Annotated in this window: 23 protein-coding genes; 22 read left to right on the top strand and 1 reads right to left on the bottom strand. The window is 30.6% G+C overall.

What is annotated here, in order from left to right; all coding sequences use genetic code 11:
• The first annotated feature begins 2 nt into the window (after window positions 1-2).
• The 22 genes from CWO92_RS21990 to CWO92_RS21890 all read left to right on the top strand — a co-directional run bounded on the left by CWO92_RS21990 (window position 3) and on the right by CWO92_RS21890 (window position 18,475).
• On the top strand, window positions 3-1,187 hold the full coding sequence (locus CWO92_RS21990) for a hypothetical protein (RefSeq protein ID WP_101356350.1): 1,185 nt from the start codon (window positions 3-5) through the stop codon (window positions 1,185-1,187).
• Between the two features lie 13 nt (window positions 1,188-1,200).
• A complete protein-coding gene (locus tag CWO92_RS21985; RefSeq protein ID WP_133120604.1) occupies window positions 1,201-1,452 on the top strand; it encodes a hypothetical protein in 252 nt (83 codons plus the stop codon).
• 385 nt (window positions 1,453-1,837) lie between these two features.
• The gene (locus CWO92_RS21980; protein ID WP_101356348.1) at window positions 1,838-2,725 is read left to right on the top strand and encodes a YonG family phage-derived protein; all 888 of its coding nucleotides are present in this window, start codon (window positions 1,838-1,840) and stop codon (window positions 2,723-2,725) included.
• Window positions 2,726-2,730: 5 nt separating this feature from the next.
• The gene (locus CWO92_RS21975) at window positions 2,731-4,551 is read left to right on the top strand and encodes a terminase large subunit domain-containing protein (RefSeq protein WP_101356347.1); all 1,821 of its coding nucleotides are present in this window, start codon (window positions 2,731-2,733) and stop codon (window positions 4,549-4,551) included.
• 79 nt (window positions 4,552-4,630) lie between these two features.
• Complete coding sequence (locus CWO92_RS21970) at window positions 4,631-6,109, top strand: hypothetical protein (RefSeq protein ID WP_101356394.1); 1,479 nt, start codon at window positions 4,631-4,633, stop codon at window positions 6,107-6,109.
• A gap of 223 nt (window positions 6,110-6,332) precedes the next feature.
• Window positions 6,333-7,421, top strand: coding sequence for a PDDEXK family nuclease (locus CWO92_RS21965; protein WP_101356346.1), 1,089 nt, complete (start codon window positions 6,333-6,335; stop codon window positions 7,419-7,421).
• A gap of 46 nt (window positions 7,422-7,467) precedes the next feature.
• Window positions 7,468-8,880: a DUF8531 domain-containing protein gene (locus CWO92_RS21960; RefSeq protein WP_101356345.1), complete on the top strand. Its 1,413-nt coding sequence runs from the start codon at window positions 7,468-7,470 to the stop codon at window positions 8,878-8,880.
• A 31-nt stretch (window positions 8,881-8,911) separates the two neighbouring features.
• Window positions 8,912-9,448, top strand: coding sequence for a hypothetical protein (locus tag CWO92_RS21955; protein ID WP_101356344.1), 537 nt, complete (start codon window positions 8,912-8,914; stop codon window positions 9,446-9,448).
• Window positions 9,449-9,482: 34 nt separating this feature from the next.
• Window positions 9,483-10,499 carry a YonB family capsid-like protein gene (locus tag CWO92_RS21950; RefSeq protein ID WP_101356343.1) on the top strand — a complete coding sequence of 339 codons (1,017 nt, stop codon included), beginning with the start codon at window positions 9,483-9,485 and terminating at the stop codon, window positions 10,497-10,499.
• A gap of 75 nt (window positions 10,500-10,574) precedes the next feature.
• Window positions 10,575-11,036 carry a hypothetical protein gene (locus tag CWO92_RS21945; RefSeq protein WP_101356342.1) on the top strand — a complete coding sequence of 154 codons (462 nt, stop codon included), beginning with the start codon at window positions 10,575-10,577 and terminating at the stop codon, window positions 11,034-11,036.
• A gap of 13 nt (window positions 11,037-11,049) precedes the next feature.
• Entirely contained in the window at window positions 11,050-11,448 is a 399-nt protein-coding gene (locus tag CWO92_RS21940; RefSeq protein WP_101356341.1) for a hypothetical protein, read from the top strand.
• Entirely contained in the window at window positions 11,445-11,702 is a 258-nt protein-coding gene (locus tag CWO92_RS21935) for a hypothetical protein (RefSeq protein WP_101356340.1), read from the top strand. Before CWO92_RS21940 ends, CWO92_RS21935 begins: the two co-directional genes overlap by 4 nt.
• A complete protein-coding gene (locus tag CWO92_RS21930) occupies window positions 11,686-12,327 on the top strand; it encodes a hypothetical protein (RefSeq protein ID WP_101356339.1) in 642 nt (213 codons plus the stop codon). The genes CWO92_RS21935 and CWO92_RS21930 overlap by 17 nt, the downstream gene beginning before the upstream one ends.
• Entirely contained in the window at window positions 12,324-12,821 is a 498-nt protein-coding gene (locus CWO92_RS21925) for a YomW family phage-derived protein (RefSeq protein WP_101356338.1), read from the top strand. Before CWO92_RS21930 ends, CWO92_RS21925 begins: the two co-directional genes overlap by 4 nt.
• Window positions 12,818-13,558, top strand: a complete 741-nt coding sequence (locus tag CWO92_RS21920) for a hypothetical protein (protein ID WP_101356337.1) — start codon at window positions 12,818-12,820, stop codon at window positions 13,556-13,558. Before CWO92_RS21925 ends, CWO92_RS21920 begins: the two co-directional genes overlap by 4 nt.
• Before the next feature lie 17 nt (window positions 13,559-13,575).
• Complete coding sequence (locus CWO92_RS21915) at window positions 13,576-14,343, top strand: YomU family phage tail tube protein (protein WP_101356336.1); 768 nt, start codon at window positions 13,576-13,578, stop codon at window positions 14,341-14,343.
• 345 nt (window positions 14,344-14,688) lie between these two features.
• Window positions 14,689-15,219, top strand: coding sequence for a YomO family phage-derived protein (locus tag CWO92_RS21910; RefSeq protein WP_101356335.1), 531 nt, complete (start codon window positions 14,689-14,691; stop codon window positions 15,217-15,219).
• 11 nt (window positions 15,220-15,230) lie between these two features.
• On the top strand, window positions 15,231-15,650 hold the full coding sequence (locus CWO92_RS21905; protein ID WP_101356334.1) for a YomN family phage-derived protein: 420 nt from the start codon (window positions 15,231-15,233) through the stop codon (window positions 15,648-15,650).
• Window positions 15,651-15,677: 27 nt separating this feature from the next.
• Window positions 15,678-16,682: a tyrosine-type recombinase/integrase gene (locus CWO92_RS21900; RefSeq protein WP_101356333.1), complete on the top strand. Its 1,005-nt coding sequence runs from the start codon at window positions 15,678-15,680 to the stop codon at window positions 16,680-16,682.
• A gap of 187 nt (window positions 16,683-16,869) precedes the next feature.
• Entirely contained in the window at window positions 16,870-17,616 is a 747-nt protein-coding gene (locus tag CWO92_RS21895) for a hypothetical protein (protein ID WP_101356332.1), read from the top strand.
• A gap of 261 nt (window positions 17,617-17,877) precedes the next feature.
• Window positions 17,878-18,024, top strand: a complete 147-nt coding sequence (locus CWO92_RS25630; RefSeq protein WP_165786745.1) for a hypothetical protein — start codon at window positions 17,878-17,880, stop codon at window positions 18,022-18,024.
• Window positions 18,014-18,475, top strand: coding sequence for a putative toxin-antitoxin system toxin component, PIN family (locus CWO92_RS21890; RefSeq protein WP_101356331.1), 462 nt, complete (start codon window positions 18,014-18,016; stop codon window positions 18,473-18,475). The genes CWO92_RS25630 and CWO92_RS21890 overlap by 11 nt, the downstream gene beginning before the upstream one ends.
• Window positions 18,476-18,553: 78 nt before the next feature.
• Here the strand turns inward: CWO92_RS21890 and CWO92_RS25870 are convergent.
• A partial coding sequence (locus tag CWO92_RS25870) for a hypothetical protein (RefSeq protein WP_207767825.1) occupies window positions 18,554-18,856 on the bottom strand: 303 nt, incomplete at its 5' end.

Genomic DNA, 18,856 nt, shown 5'->3' with positions numbered 1-18,856 from the left:
AGATGACTGATATTTTACTAAGACAAAAAGATGAATCGTTTCTCGATTACCATATTCGGTTGTTTGAAAACATGGATGAATACGGATTGGATAAATTTAAAATTGCTGATCTTCTTAATGAAGAATATGGAAGTAATTACGATGAAAGTAAGTGGCGTAAGGATTATGCGCAATATGTGAAATGGAAAGAGTATATAGTATCCAAGAGTCTAGATGAAGAAAGATTATCTAAATATGAAGAATCACGTTTGGAAAATGAAAAAGAAAAAATACGTAATCGAGATCAAAAACGTGAATATCGTAAAATGATTACTCATCAAGCACGTTTTGAACAGATTAAAGATGATGTTTATGATGCCATATTAGAATTAGAGAAAACTAAACCACTTTCCTTCCATCCTAATTTTAATAAAACTTTTGGAGATAAACATGGTCTTGCTTTATTTAGTGATTGGCATTATGGTATGGAAATTGATAATTCCATGAATGTATTCAATAAAAAAGTATTTAACGACCGTGTTGAAAAACTAGTTTCTAAGATTATAGAATTTGGAAAAATGAATAACATCTCAACATTGCACGTTGCTCAATTAGGTGATTTAGTATCCGGTATTATACATGTATCTACTAGAGTTCAAGCAAATGAAGATATTATTGAACAAACCAAGTATGTTTCCGAGGTTCTTGCTGAAGTTTTAAGTAGATTAGCAAATGAGTTTCAAATAATTAAATATTATAATGTCATTGGTAATCATGGTAGAACTGGAAACAAGCATGATGTGGGTATCAAAGAAAACTTTGAATATCTGATTCCTTGGTTCTTAGAAGCTAGATTGCGAGAATTTAACAATATTGAAATCATAGTTGATAAAGATGGTTACATTACTTCTCGTATATTCAGTGATGAAATTGTGTTCGTGCACGGTAACTATGACAGGGTTGATCAATGCGTGTCTAGACTTCCCCAGGTATTGGGTTACGTCCCTTCTTATATTTTTGGAGGACATGTTCACCATAATTATGAAAAAGAATACGGAAAAACCACCGTAGTAATTAATGGTTCTTTGATTGGCGCTGACGATTATTCTATGCAAGGTAGATATGGTGCTAAACCTAGTCAGAAGTTTATGATTTGGGATGAATCAGAAGGTTTGCAATGTACTTATATTATAAAATTAAATGATTAAAAAGGAGAAAACGGTGACTAAACTTATAAATTTTATCCAAGATCAAGAAGAATTCTGCTGTCCTACTTGTGAGTTAGTTTCAAAGTATGTTGAAATTGCAAAACAAGCTGAATCAGAAGAAGACCTATTTGATATTCTTAGCAATTTAATTGATGAATCAAGGCTTATTGATATTAAACAAAAATTAATTCATGAGATTCACTATAAAATGGATTTATTAGAAAAATTAGAGTGTGATTGTGATGAGTGTCACTGCGAAGTTTAATAGGTTAATATTGTACATCTATACTTATTATTACATAAGGTTTTATAGTTACTTTAATTATATAAATAAATTACTAAAATAGGTAAGATAGGCATTCACCCTATCCTCTCCTCCCCATTACTTTAAGGAGGATTTAAAATGGATGATTATCCTAATGTACTAATAACTCCAGAGAACGATGAATCTCCAGAGGAAATCATTGAAGATTAATAAAATAGACATTGGAGAATTTGAAGATGTCGATGAAGAAGATTATTAATAAATTAAATTAATATTAAAACCTAACTTTTATAAAACTCCTCACTCTGCTTATCACTTCCACTCCCCTCTTGGATTGTGATAGGCAGTAATGAGTAGTTTTAAATTTTATAAGGTGGTGAGTACTGTGGCTAAACAAAAAGACAAATTTACATGTACTTGTTGTGGAAAAGACAAAATTGAGGATCATTTTTATTCATCGAACTCCCCTTTTCATAAAAACACAGGAAAACTTCATGTGTGTAAAGATTGTTTTTGGGAATATGTTAATGATGATGTTGAAAACTTAAAACAAGCATTGAGAATGATAGATAAGCCATTTCTGATAGATATATTAAATAGTTCCGAAGAAGAATCTAAAAGTACTGGAAAAAGTTTAATAAAACTTTATATGAAAAATGTAGTAATGAATAGGAATAAAGATTTAACTTGGGCAGATAGCGATATTTTCAATTCGAGTCAAACTATTGTAGAAAATCACATACAAGATGATAACGATGAGGAAATTGAAGAATCAGTTAAGTATTGGGGACGTGGATATTCTGAATGGGAATACTCATTCCTAGAAGAAGAACGATATAAATTAATGTCAAGCTTTGAGTGTCCTGATTATGGAATGGAAATGATTATGAAGGACATCTGTTGTATTAATTTGGACATTGAAAAATTAAGACAAGAAAGAAAAGATAATAGTCAAAAAACAATCACGAATCTAATAGATACGAGAAGTAAATTAATGAATGATGCTAATATGAAACCAATTCAGTCCACTGGTGCTGAAGGAAATGATCAAATTACATTTGGCACTCTAATTAAGAAATGGGAAAACGAAAAACCTATTCCAACACCATTAGAAGATGAAATGAAAGAATATATTGATACTTTTATGATTGGTCATTTAGCAAAAATGGAAGGTTTAAATAACGAACTTACTGAAAAATATGATCAAGCACTATCAAATTACACTATTAACTTCAATGAAATAAATAAAAACGATGAAGATTTCGAGGACTAGTCTAAATGGCTGGATATAAAAATTTTGAGGTCAATAGAAATAAACAAAAGAATACAGTAGGTGTTTTTGATAGGAAACGTAAGTTCAATAAAAGTTCGGATAATATAACTAAGTCTGAGAAGCTCATGCAAGGTGTTGCTGCGTGGGCTGCTTTCTATTTATCAAGACCAGATATTTTTGCGGATGAATATTTAGGATTATCATTAAAACCATTTCAGAAGATTTTACTATATTGCATGATGCATTATAACTATACGGCATTATTCGCAAGTCGAGGATTAGGTAAAACATTTCTAACAGCATTGTTTTGTGTAATAATATGTATCCTTAAGCCGGGAACAAAAATAGTAATTGCTGCTGGTCAAAAAGGACAGGCAATGAAAATTGTTACTGAAAAGATACCAGAATTAATGAATATGTCAAAAACAGGTATGTTGAAACGAGAAATAAAAGGTTCAATTAGGACATCTATGAATACAGATGATCCCAACGTTGAATTTTTGAACGGATCTTGGATAAAGGTAGTAGCTGCTACACAAGGTGCTAGAAGTGCAAGAGCAAACTTATTAATTTTAGACGAATTCAGAATGATTGATCCTAAAATTTATAAAAACGTACTTAGACGTTTTCTTGCATCCTCAAGACAGCCTGCTTACTTGGATAAACCGGAATACAAGAATAAACAGGAATACCTAGAACGTAACAAAGAAATATTCTTAACTTCTTGTTTTTATAAATTCAACTGGTCTTATGAACGTTTCAAAGTGTTTAAAAAATCTATGTTGAATTTAAAGAAGTATTTTGTATGTGGCTTCCCCTACCAAGTTGCTATCAAAGAGAATTTAGTTAACAAAGAGCAATTATTAGATGAGTTAGCTGAAGATGATATTGATGAAATTGGATGGCATATGGAGATGGACACACTGTTCTTCGGTGAAAGTGAAAAAGCGTATTTTAAAACCGAAGAAATCCAAGATATAAAAGTGTTACAATTCCCTGTTTATAAGAAAGAAATTCAAGAATTAGTAAAAACTAAAAAACCATTCCATAAAAAATCAGATAATGAAATTCGTATACTAAGTTGCGATATAGCATTATTAGGTGGGGATGCAAATGACTCCTCTGTATTCACATTAATTTCAGGGAAAAAATCAAAAAATGGTACTAAATATAAACGTGAAGTATTGAATATGGAATCATTCCAAGGTCTACATCCTGAAACTCAAGCATTGATTATTAGACGTTTATTTGATGATTTTGAATGTGATTATATTGTATTGGATAGACAAGGTAACGGTATCAGTGTGTACGCATATCTATGTCGGAAACTATATGATCCTGAACGTAAAATAGAATACCAAGCATTCATCTCTATGAATGAGAAAAATGATCCAAAACTTGAAGCGTTTCATATGGAAGATGAGTACGAAGAACGTATTTTTACAATTTCTGCTACTGAAGAGTTTAATAGTGATATTGCATTAGATTTAAAAGATAAGATTACTAATAAACGAATAAGCTTCCTAATTTCCAAGAATGATGTTCGTGAACACTTTGTAAACGAACCTTGGTTCAATAAACTCAGTATTGAAGAACAAGTTCAATTATTAAACCCTTATGTTCAGACACAATTATTAGAGAATGAAATGGTTTTACTAGAACGTTTGGATCATCCGAAATATGTGAAGCTAAAAGAACAAGCTGGAAAAAGAAAAGATAGGTATGTGAGTGTGGCATATGGAAACCATTTTATCAGCTTAAAAGAACGTGAATTAAGTAAAAGTAATCGTTCGTATGATATAGATGACGATTTAGTTTACTATTAAAAAATTAAATAAACAGGAGGTGAATTGATTGGAAGAAAATATTATACAAGTTGATACTGAATCGGAAGAATACAAAAGAATGGTGAATGATTACAATGACTATGTATCAACTTATGTAAATGGATTCATCACTTCCCTATTCTCTCAAGATATTATTAATGAGGTTCAGGCAGAAACCTTAAAGAAATACTTTTCAAATCCAGATGCTTATCAAAAAGAAATTGAAGATTTAGCACAGTATTACTATTTATCAACTGCAGAAGTTCATATGTTGTATGAATTAATCGAAGCACTTCCTACTTTAAACTATAAGATTGATTCATTTGAAAAGAATAAATCAACTGATAAGCATATCGCAACTCTAAATAAAACATTACATCGAGTCAAGCATAAACGCTTAACTCGTGACTTGTTAAAACAGAATGCAACGGCTGGAACTTTAGTAGGAATTTGGCTTGGTGATAAAAATAACCTATACCCTTTTGTCTTTGATGAAATAAAATATGTTTTCCCTGCTTATAGGAGAAATGGTGAATGGGTTAGTGTAATTGATATGAGCTGGTTTGATTCAATGAAGGACGATTTTCGCAAAATACAATTACAAAATCTTAACCCCTATGTTACCGAAAATGATTATAAAAAATTCAAGGAAAATTCTACAGAATATCAATACAAAGAATTACCACAGGATAGAACATTTGTATTAAGAACTGGAACGTTAAAAAGAAATCAAGGTTTAGGATCATCATGGGTTACTCCGGGACTTTATGACGTACTTCATAAAAAGAAACTAAAAGATGTTGAGCGTTCAATTGCTAACAAGATTATTAATGCTGTAGCAGTATTGACAGTAGGAGTAAATGGTAATGACAAGTACGATGATTTAACCAACTTAAAACTCCCTAAAGCTGTAAAACAGAAAATACATAGTGGTGTTAAAGCTGCACTTGAAAAGAATAATCAAAGTGGTGTTACTGTAGTAACCATTCCTGATTTTGCTAAAATTGACTTCCCTGATGTTAAAACAGATGGTTTAGATGGCAAAAAGTTTGATCATATCAATTCTGATATTCAATCTGCATATGGTTTATCTGGATCAGTTCTAAATGGTTCAGGCTCAAACTTCGCTGGTGCTAAATTGAACATGGATACTCTTTATAAACGTATTGGAGTTATGCTTGAAGATGTTGAACAAGAAGTGTATCAAAAGTTAATTAACTTAATATTACCAGCAAGCCAAAAAGATAACTTCAAAATGGAATATGACAAAGAAACACCTCTTACTCTTAAGGAAAAAATTGATATTCTATCTAAACTTAATGATAAAGGTTGGTCAGTTAAACATCTTGTTGATAATATGGCAGGTGTAAATTGGGATAACTATTTGGAACAGACTATTTTTGAAACTGAAGAACTTAAGTTACAAGACAGAATTCGACCATATCAATCAACTTACACTTTAAATGGAAATAAAGTTGGTCGAGAATCAATTGAAAATCCAGAAAATGATAATACTAATAGATCAAAAACTTCAGATGGTAATAGTTTACCAGAATAATTTAAGAATGGTGATCTTATGAATAAATTATTTTATTGTTATTCTAAGCCTTTAAAAAACTTTTTACTGAAAAATGGAGAAAAATTTATAAGTAAATCAATTCACTATGAAACAAAAAAAGATATTGGATATTTTGTGGAAATGAAAATTTGAATAATTTATTAAAAACTTGGAGAGCTAAAAAAATTTAGCTCTATTTACTTTATATTTTGGAGGGTTTACTTTGCCTAAAAAACATGATTACGAATATATAAAAAGTATCATTGAACGAAGAGATGGATGTGAATTAGCTTCTAAAATTTATAAAAACGCAAGAACAAAATTAGAGATTAAATGTCCATCTAATCACATTTTCCACATGACATTTGATAATTTCATAAAAGGTCATGATTGTAAGCAATGTTCTGACACAAAAAGAAGAAAACCTTTTTTAACATATAGTGACGTAAAACAATACATAGAGATTGATTCAAAGAGTAATTGTTTATTATTGAGTGATGATTATACAGGAGTTACTCAAAAAATGAAATTAAGATGTGAATGTGGAGATACATTTATTACAGACTTCCATAATTTCCAAATGGGCAAAATTAAATGTAATAGATGTAATGGTATAACTAATTGGACTTATCCGATGGTGAAAAAATATTTAGAAGAAAATGGATACAAATTAATCAGTGAAGAATATCACAAAGCTGTTGAAAAGTTAGAATTAGAATGTTCAAAAGGACACTTTTGTCAATTGAGTATAAACGATATCCAACAAGGCGTTGGTTGTGCACAATGTGCAGGAAATAAACGATACTCAATTGATGAGGTAAAAGAAATTGTTGAACAAGAACATGGTTATAAACTAATAAGTGAAGAATACGTTAACCTGACAACTATATTATTAATCAAATGTGATAAAGGTCATATTTATGAAAGTAACCTTGCTTCTTTCAAATTTGGTTGTAGATGTAAAATTTGCAATATGTCAAGTGGTGAGAAAAATATCAAAAATTGGCTAAATGAAAATAATATAGAATTCACCACTCAATATAGATTCATAGATTGTAAATATAAAAATACTTTACCTTTCGATTTTGCAATATTTTATAAAAATGATTTGATATGTTTAATTGAGTATGATGGGATTCAACATTTTGAGCCAGTTGATCATTTTGGTGGAGATAGAAACTTTGAAATTACTAAAATTAGAGATGAAATTAAGAATGAATATTGTAGAAGAAATAATATCCCACTAATCAGAATCCCATATTGGGAAAAAGATAATATAAAAAATATTCTTGACAATAAATTAATTAAATAATATTTCTTCATAATATCTATTAATCTTCTTTTAAGGAGGTGAGAAATTGGAAAAGAAAAAACACGTTTTTAATATTCAATTAAACTCAATATCCGATACTGATAATCCAACAAGGAAAGAATGCGAGTTCATACTTCATGATTTTGAAGTATCTCATAATAATGCTTTTATATCGAAAGAAACTGCTCAAAAAACATTACACACTCTTAAAGACATGCCAATAGTGTGCCAGTATTTCCCTGTCTCTGAAGCTGGGGCTAAAGATGATGCTTTAGGGACACATGGAGTATATCTTGACGAAGATAGAGACACTGGTGATCCTATAATAGGGTTAAATACAATTCCAATAGGTGTATTTACTGAAAATGCTTATATCACCACTATTAAAGATCAAAATGGGAATGAAAAAGAAGTTGTAGCAGGAAAAGGTATATTATGGGCTTCGAGATTTCCTAATATTATTGGACTTCTTAAAGAATGGAATGACGCTGGAGTCAATATCTCTTCTAGTATGGAGATATTATACGATAGTTATTTGTTTAAAGATGGAGTTGAAGAAATTCTCTCTTATGTATACGAAGGACATTGTGTCTTGAATTCTGAACAAAGAGGTAATCATTCAAAAGTCTATCCTGCATATGACGTTTCTAAATTAAATAAATTAGTGGCACAAGCTATTAATCAAGAAGTTAAGGAAGGTGAAAAAATGGAGAAATTTAAAAAAGTATTTGAATTGTCACATGATGATATTCGTACAAAGTTGTATAGTGAGTTAGATCCTAGCCTTGGTGAAAGAACTTATTCATGGATTGCCGATGTATTTGATACGTATTTTGTAGCAAATATTTATAGTTATGCTGATGGGAACGAATTTGATAAATATTTTAAATACAATTATTCGAAATCTGAAAATGATGTAACTATTGATTTTGATTCAAAAACTGAGGTTTTTCTAAAACGTAACTGGGAAGAAGTTGTTCCTGACGAAGTTCAAACTCAGTTAAATGAAAAAGACTCTACTATTTCTGAATTAAAAAATCAGTTAAATTCATTAACGAATGAGAAAAAACAAATTGAGGATAAATTTAATACTGCCAGCGAAACTATTATTCAATTAAATTCTCAAGTTGAGGAATTAAAACCATTCAAGAATCAAGTTGAAGAAGAACAAATGACTAAAGCATTAAACGAAAAGAAAGATTTCTATTCTGCTAAGTTTAAAGCTTTAAATGCTTCAGATAAGTTTGAATCTGAGGAAGTTCAAAAGTTAGTTGAGAAAACAGTTTTTGAAACTGAAGAAGGACAACAAGCTGTCCTTCAATTAAACACTATGCTTGTAGATATGGTAGTTGTTCAAAAGGAAGAAAAATCTGAAGACACTGTAATCAGAGAGGTTTCTAGTAAACGTGAAAATTTAATTCCTACTAGTGACGACTTTGAAAGCAGATATTCTAAATAATAATTAAATTAATATTAGGAGGAAAACAAATATGGCAAGTCGTATTTTGAAAGCTTTACAAGAAAAAGGAACTCATGCTGTAGGTAACTTAAATTCCTTAAAAGTAAAAACAGTTGCAAACGGTGCATTAATCGAAGGAGCAGACGTAGATAACTTTACACTTGTTGAGTTAGGTTTCAACGCTGATGGCGAACGGACTGCAAAACAATTATCTGCAATTGATAAAAAAGCTTATCTAATTGCTTCACCTGAAACTCGATATCTGGGAGAAGAAATGGCTGATTTCTATAATGCAGTTGGAGATCGTGCAAGAATCGTAATTTTGGAGGAAAATTATACTCGCTTTGATACTTCTGCTTTTTCTTTAAATGATGGAGTTACTGAGATTAAAAATGGTTTCGTTGCACATTTTGACCCTGCAAGTAAGAAATTCATTATATCTGATCCTGCTTCTGCACATGCGGATTATGCTGGCTCATCTGCACAATTTTTAGTTGTTTCAAACGAAGATGACATTCAATATACTCTAGGTGTTCCTATGGTACGCCTCGAAGTAGCAAAAGCTTAATTTGGAAATTAAATTATAAAAGGAGAATACATATATGGTACTTGATAACATGAAATTAAAAGGTTTATTTAATCGTGTATATAACAACAAATTGGAAGGAACTGATTCTGCTGATATTAAAGCATATATCACAAAAGTTTTTGGTGATGGTTCTGCAAATCCAGACCCTTCTATGTTACACCAATTCAATCAATTAGTAGTCGAAACTGCTGATCAAATTGCAAAACCAATGGTAACTAATTTATTCGGTATCTTTGCTAATGTTGATTCTGAAGTTCGTGGAAATATTAAAGAACTTAAAATACCACAAAAGAACAAAGCCAAAGTTGTTTGGTCTGCTACTGGATCTGGCGTTGACTTAGTTCGTGTCGAAGGTAAAAAGTCTATTTTTGCTATCCCTGCTCACCTATCAACTGGTTTTTATTATGAGCCACTTGATCTTGTTAAAGAATCAGAAGAATACTTCCGTTCTTTAGTAAACGATGTTGCCAATGCAAAAGTAAGATTGTACTTGGACAAAATTAATGAATTAACTGCTCAAGCTATTGCTAGCGGAAAAATTCCTGCTGCAAACGTTAAAACTGGTTCAAACATTTCAATTGCAGAATACAATAAAGTTGCTTCTGTTCTTCAACGATATGGTGGTCGCCCAGTATTTGTTGCTGACTCTTTACTAATCGATTACTTTGCAATGCAGCAAGCAACCGATAGCACATTGAAAAACCTTCTTTTTGATGGAATTAAAGAAGAATTATTAACTGCCTTGAATCCTACTCGTATTGCTCGTACTACTGCAGTAAACTTAGTTAACCCATTTACAGATGAAACAAACTCTAAAGTAGAACTTCCTGTAAATAAAGGTTACATGTTTGCTGGCGCTGTTGAACAAAAACCTTTCTCTGTTGTTGAGTATGGTGGTTTGCGTCAACAAACTGAACAAGATATTGAAGATGAGCGTGTAAAAATGAAAATCACTCAAGATGTCGCTATCAACCTTGTATTCGGTGAAGCAATTGGTGTAATTGAAGAACAAGCTGCAGTAAGTCTTTAATAATTAAAATTAAATTTATAATAGGGTGGTAGATTAACCACCCTATTACTTTTAGGATATTAGGAGGAATTAAAAATGGATAAAGTTAAACTTGCTAGACACAGAAATACTTCTTACTTTGTACGTTATACGGCAGATGGTTCAAATCGTCAATGGAGTTGGGCGGGAAGTCGTAATGGGAAAGTTGATGTAAAGGAAGTTCCTAAAGAAGTTGTTGAATGGCTTCAAATGAATAGTATTTGTTTTGATAAAGGTGAATTAGTTATTGTTGAAGACAATGAAACTACAAAAGAAATTAAAGATGGTATTGTCGAAATTGATACTTATGAGAATAATACACATTCAAAAGAGGAAATTGAGAAATTACTAAATGGTAATATCAATAAGATGAAGGCTGAACTAAAGAAAATTACAGTTGATTCTGAAAAGCAATTTGTAATTGAAGTGGCTTCTTCATTAAAAGATGATCTTACTAAGGGTAAGTTAGATTTCTTATCTGAATGGATGGGAATTGATTCTTCTATTCTATTTGATTAAGGGGTGATTGATAATGTCAACCACCTATGACCGAATCTACCAAACTTTTCTTAATAACTGCAAAGTGTCAGATATTGACCTCCCTTCAACTGATGAGGGAAAGTATGAAATGATTAAAAATGCAGTTTTACTATTTAATAATCGATTACGAACTGAAATTAAATGTGATGATTTAACTGAATCAGTAAGTGAAGAATTGAATGAGGATTATCTTTTAATAATTGCTCATTATATAAGGTACAGCTTCCTTTTAAACGAAAGAACATTTTTTGAGTCACTATGGCAACCTTTTGAAAAGGATGTTGGATTAAAGAACTTTAGTTCTCAGCTAACTTCTTTGAAAAATTCCGTATCAGAGCAAGAAAGATTAATTGACAGACTCATTATGAATACGGAGGTTGACTTCCTATGACTGAGTATAAAGTAAGAATCGTTAAGCAAGATGGATCACTAGAATTCGAGAGCCTATATAGTTATTGCTCAAGACTAAGTAAAAAGAATAACTCAGTCCTTTATCGTCTTGAATCTTATCTTCATAAAAAACTTTTAGATGAACCAGAATTAGCTGAAATTAGAGATATTTTGTTGACTGTTAGTGCAGATATAACAAAATTACATAGTTACCTACATGTTGAAGTTGGTGATGATAGTGAAAAATTACAGTAACTATCACTCCAATAACATAAACGATAAAATGATGCATGATGGTTTACTGTTATTACAAAATTCTTTAGATGGCTTTGAGGGTTATGAAGGTATTCTTAATAATACTAAGAATACTAAAGTATTATTTTATGATAAATATGATGCACAAAGCACAACCAAGAAGATTATTGGCTATGTTGAAGATATTGAATTAGGTAATCTATTTAAGATCAATAATGAAAATTGGTTAATTACTACATATCCTGAAGACAATAAGGTTTATCGTAAAGCTGAGGTTCAACTATGTAACTCTACCTTCCCTATTGAAGCTAATAAAAACAAAGTTTTAATTGGATATGATAATTTTGGGAAGCCTGTTTACAAGGAAGAAATAGAATACGACTATGTTCCGTGTATTGTACAAAGTAAACTCTATATGACAACACTCAATCAACCTATCAATCTTCCAAATGATGCACTATTAATTACCCTTCCCTATAATGAAATGACCAAGAAAATCATAGAGAATTACCCATTCATATATCATGATCGTAATTACAAAGTAATTGATATTGATTTTAGTGGGGTTGTTATTGATAAGGGAATTATTAATGTCACAGTAAATAGAGTGGTGAGTAAAACATGACGATGCATAAAAATTTCATGGATATTTATCATTTGCTTAATAATGACGAACAGTTAAATAGGTTGCTATACTACTCCCCTCTTAACCTAATTGAAAATACACCAGATCCATTAGACCCTTCCCTCCCTAACGTTTTAGATATTGATGAGGATTGGGAGATTAGAACAGATAGAATATTACTGACTCCGAAATCTGATGATTTAACTGCTGATAAATCAATCTGTAGAATATTAATATATCCTGGAACAAGAATCCCTACATCTAACTACTATGTGGCTGATCAACAGTTAGTAGTTGATATATTATGTCACTTTGACTATGAAAATGGTGATTTAAGATCAACAAGAATAAGTGACAGATTGAATGAGTTATTTTGTTTAAATAGGATTACAGGAATTGGGAAAATGGATTATGTACGAGGGACACCTATTGGAGCACCAGTTCAATATGTCGGATATAGACATGCGTATGAATTTGGGAGTTTTAAAAAATGAATGAGTTAAAACTTATTAAAGGTTCCCCTATTGAAATAGCTAATGGATTATTTGTCTACCCTTTAAGAATGGATGAGATTGCCGAGATAGGTGAAAGTCTTTATAACTCATATCTTTCAATCATCACTTCAAGTAAAAAAATTCTTTATAGTTTAGAAGAATCTATAATATCTAAACAAGAATTAACTATGCTAAGTAAGGAATCGGATTTATTTACTATTCTTTATATTTCAGAAAAAGATCAAAACACTTTTGCAATTTTTATTAATGCTTTAAAAACATTTCTTAAATCAGAATTAGATTTCGATGGTCAAAATTTAATTCTAAAAAATGATAGTGGTTTATTTACATTTGATGATGAATTATTTAAGAAATTCAAAGAAGTTATCATGAAACAAAATTTCTTAAAAGATGATTCAGTTTCGACTTACAAGCCAGCTAACTCAAAGGCAAAAGCATTATTAGAAAAACTAAAGAAAGCTAAAGAAAAGATACAAGAACAAAATTCTGATGATGGACTTAGGTTGAAGGATATTATTTCCATTGTAGCAACTTATTCTAATGATATTAACCTATTGTCTGTTTGGGATTTAACAATTTACCAATTATATGAAGCATATTTAAGATTAATCGTATGGGATAAGTACCATACGAATTTTTTATTGCTTCCTCATGTTTCGGATTCAGGATCGCTTGATTTACAACATTGGGCGACTGATATAAATAAAATTAAATAATTAACGGAGGTAATGAAATGGGTTTACAATATGGTATTAAAGAAGTCCTTGATGTTAACGTTTTAGACTTCGCAACAAAAAAACCTTGGTTTTTTGTTGATTATGCATCTGCAACAAGTAACGAAAATACTGCTGAAAGATTAGGCCTAAATGGTGGTCGAGGCAATGCTCTCCAAATGAGTTTTGATCATACTAAAAAAGCAACTTTCAAATTAACTGTTCCACTTGTTGACTTAAACATGTTGGCAATGCTTTCTGGTGATGATTTAGGAACTGGTGTTGGACAGATTTTTAAACGTGAAGAATTGAAAGTTACTGATAATTCAGGTTCACTTGAAATTTCATTATCTGAAACACCGATTTCTGGAACTGTAAAGATATATAAGAAAGAAGGTTTAAGAGATACAGGAGAAGAATTTACTGTAGGCTCAATTTCTGGTAAAACGGTTGATCTTACTACTCCTGCCGTTGCAGGTGAAGAAGTAATTGCTTTTTATCAATATGCTGCTCCTGCAACATCCAAGAAAATTTCTATTAAATCTACAAAATTCCCTAAAGCAGTTGAAATTTTTGGTACAGGTTTAGCTCGTATGCAAGAAGATGAACAAGATTATCCTTGCCATGTACATGTATTTAAGGCTCGTCCACAAGCCAACTTTACATTTACTATGGAAGGTACTAATGCAACTAACCTTGAGATTACATTTGACATGTACGAGGTGAAGGATGCTAACGGAGAAGGTCAATACATTGACTACATCTTTGAAACTGGAGATGAATCATAATTAAACTAATAGTGAAGGGTTAGTTTTAAATAACTACCCTTCTCTTTTAGTTATTAGGAGTTAAATCTAATGATATTAAATGAAACTGTAGAGTTGAGAAACTATGGATCAAATAGAATATTAATAGAATTACTTGGTTATGAATTTAAACATGGTGAATTATATTCAAAATATAAAATTAAAAATAAATTACAGATACAATAAATAATTAAATTACCATTAAACATATCAATTTGGTTCGAACTTAATAATATGCTTAATATTATTAGAAAAACTACCAGAGGTGTGACTCCGTACAAGTCCCCTCTCTTTTTTATTTTATAGGAATAAAAGGAGGAATAAGGAATGAGTAAAACTACTCAACTAAAAGTATCAAAAATCAAAAAAGCAGCTAAAGAGGTTAATAAACAAATTGAACATGAATTCGAAGATGGATCTACATTAAAGTTCTACCCTATCTTCCCTGAATTAAAGATTGATGAACTTATTGAAGATAATCAAAAGTTAATAAGAGAAGCTGATGAGTTAGGAATAGAACTATCCGAAAAAATGACTTATCATTTAATATCCTTGCTTATCATTAAACACTTTACTCATCTGGGTGCTGATATCGAGGATGGAGTACAAAATCATATTGCATTCCTTGAAGCATTGATTGATTCTGGTTATTACAAAATTATTATGGAAGAAGTTTTCCTACCTGCTGAGATAAGTAAAGTATTTGATAGAATGGTTGACTTAGTGAGTCAGTATCAGATGATGGAAAAGTTAGTGGAGAAAACTAAGGAACAAGTACAAAGACTTGAATTGAAAAATGCTGAAGTGTTCAAGCAATTAGAGAATGTTGGTGTAGAAAAGCAAATTCCTGAAGTGTAGGAGTTGATGATGTGGAATTCAAAGACTTAAATGATCTGGCAAAGTACATACCTCAATTAACAAAAGAGGCAATGTTAAAAGGTAATGCAACAAAGAATACAGTAATTGAAACTGGAAAAGAACATGTTCAAAGTGATGTATACGATCCATATACGCCTGTTATTTATGAACGTTCTGGAGGCTTAATGAATGATTGGGAAGTTGAAGAAACTGCCGATGGAATTGAAGTTTATAATACACGCAGTGACGAAAAATCAGGAAAAAATATTGTGGATACCATCGAATATGGGCGTAATTATGACTATGAATTTGAATACTCTAACAAGCCAAGACCATTTATAGAGAATACAATAAAAGAATTAGAAGTAAGTAATAAATTATCCCAATCACTAAAAGCTGACTTAAAGTCAATAGGCATTGAGGTTAAATAATTAAATTAACAACAGGAGGTGAAATTGATGGCTAGTAGAGGTCGAGTTTATAATCGAATATTTAATGAAAAAGAATGGGAACAAGTGAATCCAGAAAATAAAGTAATGATTGAAGATTTCTTAGAAGAATATCGTTCACGGAAAATTAAGGAAAGTACACTAAATCAATATTTTAATGATTTACGTTTAGTGATGATATATATTCTTCGTAAGCTTCAAAATAAGTCAATATTGGAATTAAATAAAAAAGACTTCAGACGTTTTAATTTATATCTTAGTGAACAATTGGGGTTAAGTAATGCTCGTGCTAATCGTATGATGTCTGCTGTGAGATCAATGCTTACATACATAGAAGACGATGATGATTATGATTACGACAATAACCTTGCGAAAAAAGTTAGAGGTTTGCCAAAAGACCCTGTTAAAACAAACGAAGATGATTTCTTTTTAACCTATGACCAAATTATGAAACTAAGGGAAGAACTCATTAAACGAGATAGATTGCAAGATGCAGTATTATTAATGGTGATGTTTGACAGTGCAGCTCGTAGGAATGAAGTATTTCAGATAAATAAACATGGTTTATTGGAAGGAAATCGTGCTAATGAAGTTATCGGTAAACGTGGCAAAAGATATAGACCTGTGTATTTGAATGATACTAAAGAGTTAATTAGACAGTATCTTGAACAACGTGGTGATGATGATATTGACTCTCTTTGGATTAAAGGTAAAGGTGAAAATAAAAAACCTGTAGAATACAACGCTCTCTATGACAGAGTTGTTAGTATGAGCAAAGTATTAAATGAACTTGAAGGAACTAATATTCAATTCTTCCCTCACTCTTTACGCCATAGTCGTGCTGAGTGTTTACTTCAAGGTCAAGATTTACGTATTCTTGATGAAAATGGTAATCCTAAGAAATTTACACTTGAAGAAGTTCAAGTATTTATGAACCATTCAGATCCAAAAACTACACAGTCTTACGCAAAAGACCATAGTAGTGAAATAGTTGATAATATGTTTGGAATTTAAAAAAATAAAAGGTATCTTTTATTACATAATTAAATAAACAATCTCCCTGAATTAGACACCCTCCATTCTCCTCTTTTGAGGGTGTTTACTTGAGATGAGATTCTTTAGTCAAATAGTTACAAAATATCCCTCTATTCCCACTGCTTTTGTCGTATAATGGTAGATAAGTAGGAATGGAGGGGTGGAAATGGTGAGTGAAAATGGATTATCATTCTCAGCCAAATTTATAAAAAATAATGTTAAAGAATCTGTAATAAAGCATTATGAAAAACAATCAGTAGTAAGAAGTTTGATTCAATTAATCCCTTTTGGAGCAATGCTTGATACTTATGTTACAAGTACTTTTAACAATATTTTAATAGAAAGATCTAGAACGTTTTTTGATGAATTAGGGACTGGTAAATTTATTTTAACTCCAGAACTAATTGAAAATGAAGATTTTTTACATGCATTCTTTTCGACTTATAAAAACGCAATCTACACTAGGCAGAGGGCTAAAATTAGGTTTTTTGCGCGATTATTAATAAATTCTTTTGAAATAAGTAGTATTAATGAATTCGAAGACTATTTGAAAATATTAGATGAATTGACATATAGGGAGATCTATATTTTATACACATTATATGAATTTGAACATGAAATTTGTTCTAGTATTTTTGGTAACGATAGATCATATATAAAACTTATAAATTCCCATAAGTATTGGAATAATTTCACAAACAAAATAACTTCAGATTTAAACATAACTTCAGTAGAGATGCCCGGATTAATTCACAGGCTATCTAGGACAGGTTGTTACTTGGAATTTACCGGTTTGGCTTATAGTGATAAGGATGGTAGTGGGTATACGACAGAAGTCTTTGATAAACTTGTGAAACTTATTGAAATGAAAAGAGAAGATTTAAGTGATATTGAAAATATAAATATCATTTAAAAATGATACTGAAGTGAGAAAAATAATTATCTACAAACTTTGTAGGATACTTATAGATTAAAGAAGGATTTCTTTGATTTTAGTCGAATAAATAATCAAATCTATCATTATATGATGTTTTTCGTTATTTTATACCTAAATTTATTGATAACTTGACGATTTTTGGTATAATTTAGATAAAGGATAGCACACTAATCATGTCTAATATGTTGATAAAACCAACCGAGGAGTGATTAGATGTGTAATGAGGAGGAAAAAGACATGGCAACGATTGAAGCAAAGATCACTAAAACGCCATCAGAAGCATTTATGAGTATTAGAAATAAAGTTAGAAGTCAAATGAAAAAGAAAAATATCTCATATTCTCAAATCTTAAAGTCCATTAACGAAAAAGATAATGACAGATAAATTAGTTATAGATACATGTGTATTTATTGAAGGAATATTTGGTGATGAAGGAAATCCGAGTAGCTTATTATTAGAGCAATTAGATTCTTTAGATGCTAGATTAGTATTTTCTCAAGATTCTATAGGTGAACTTCTTTATATTCTCAAACGTGAATGTAATGAAATTCAACTGAGTGATACGGATATTATGGAGATATTAACTGATATCATGTCTCTCTTTCAAAGGGGTAAATCGATTAACATCAAGCATTATAAAAATCAAAAAGGTAGAGTCAGAGCTAGAGATAAAGATGACCAAATGTTTATAGATGCTGCATTTGCATCAAAATCATCACATTTAATTACATTGGATAAAAAAAGTGGAATATTAAATTTAAAAAATACACCATTTATATGCTGTACACCTAAAAGCTACATAGACTCAAAGACAAAAATAGAAAAGTCTGGATAAAAGACCTTTCACATTAACTTGTGAGGGTCTTTTTCGTTTTATGGAGGAATTTTATCAATAATTGTAGAATACTGTTTCTCATAATAATTTTTTAAGGAGTAACAGCATGAATATTGATTGGACACCTCTGTTTGGAGAAGTTAATGGTCTTGCATTAAAATTTTTTATATTGTTAATAATTTTAATTATATTTGCTGCAATATTTGCTGTGTTAATTAAGTTGACCAATTTACCTAAGATGTTTATTAGACCAACGATTGGAGTATCTTTATTATTGGGGTTATTTACTTGGGCTAAATACTTTTTGTAACTCTTTGACTTTTCCGTAAGAAATCTATATACTCGATAACGTTGTGCACACGCATATACTGGAGATTGATC

Origin of the sequence: Heyndrickxia camelliae, from assembly GCF_002844575.1 — a bacterium.
Lineage (GTDB): Bacteria > Bacillota > Bacilli > Bacillales > Bacillaceae_C > Margalitia > Margalitia camelliae.
This window is presented reverse-complemented; position numbering and strand designations above follow the sequence as displayed.

Coding starts and splice junctions, on each gene's coding strand:
- CWO92_RS21990 (WP_101356350.1), top strand. CDS start 3: ATGACTGATATTTTACTAAGACAAAAAGATGAATCGTTTCTCGATTAC.
- CWO92_RS21975 (WP_101356347.1), top strand. CDS start 2,731: ATGGCTGGATATAAAAATTTTGAGGTCAATAGAAATAAACAAAAGAAT.
- CWO92_RS21970 (WP_101356394.1), top strand. CDS start 4,631: ATGGTGAATGATTACAATGACTATGTATCAACTTATGTAAATGGATTC.
- CWO92_RS21955 (WP_101356344.1), top strand. CDS start 8,912: ATGGCAAGTCGTATTTTGAAAGCTTTACAAGAAAAAGGAACTCATGCT.
- CWO92_RS21950 (WP_101356343.1), top strand. CDS start 9,483: ATGGTACTTGATAACATGAAATTAAAAGGTTTATTTAATCGTGTATAT.
- CWO92_RS21945 (WP_101356342.1), top strand. CDS start 10,575: ATGGATAAAGTTAAACTTGCTAGACACAGAAATACTTCTTACTTTGTA.
- CWO92_RS21940 (WP_101356341.1), top strand. CDS start 11,050: ATGTCAACCACCTATGACCGAATCTACCAAACTTTTCTTAATAACTGC.
- CWO92_RS21935 (WP_101356340.1), top strand. CDS start 11,445: ATGACTGAGTATAAAGTAAGAATCGTTAAGCAAGATGGATCACTAGAA.
- CWO92_RS21925 (WP_101356338.1), top strand. CDS start 12,324: ATGACGATGCATAAAAATTTCATGGATATTTATCATTTGCTTAATAAT.
- CWO92_RS21920 (WP_101356337.1), top strand. CDS start 12,818: ATGAATGAGTTAAAACTTATTAAAGGTTCCCCTATTGAAATAGCTAAT.
- CWO92_RS21915 (WP_101356336.1), top strand. CDS start 13,576: ATGGGTTTACAATATGGTATTAAAGAAGTCCTTGATGTTAACGTTTTA.
- CWO92_RS21910 (WP_101356335.1), top strand. CDS start 14,689: ATGAGTAAAACTACTCAACTAAAAGTATCAAAAATCAAAAAAGCAGCT.
- CWO92_RS21900 (WP_101356333.1), top strand. CDS start 15,678: ATGGCTAGTAGAGGTCGAGTTTATAATCGAATATTTAATGAAAAAGAA.
- CWO92_RS21895 (WP_101356332.1), top strand. CDS start 16,870: ATGGTGAGTGAAAATGGATTATCATTCTCAGCCAAATTTATAAAAAAT.
- CWO92_RS25630 (WP_165786745.1), top strand. CDS start 17,878: ATGGCAACGATTGAAGCAAAGATCACTAAAACGCCATCAGAAGCATTT.
- CWO92_RS21890 (WP_101356331.1), top strand. CDS start 18,014: ATGACAGATAAATTAGTTATAGATACATGTGTATTTATTGAAGGAATA.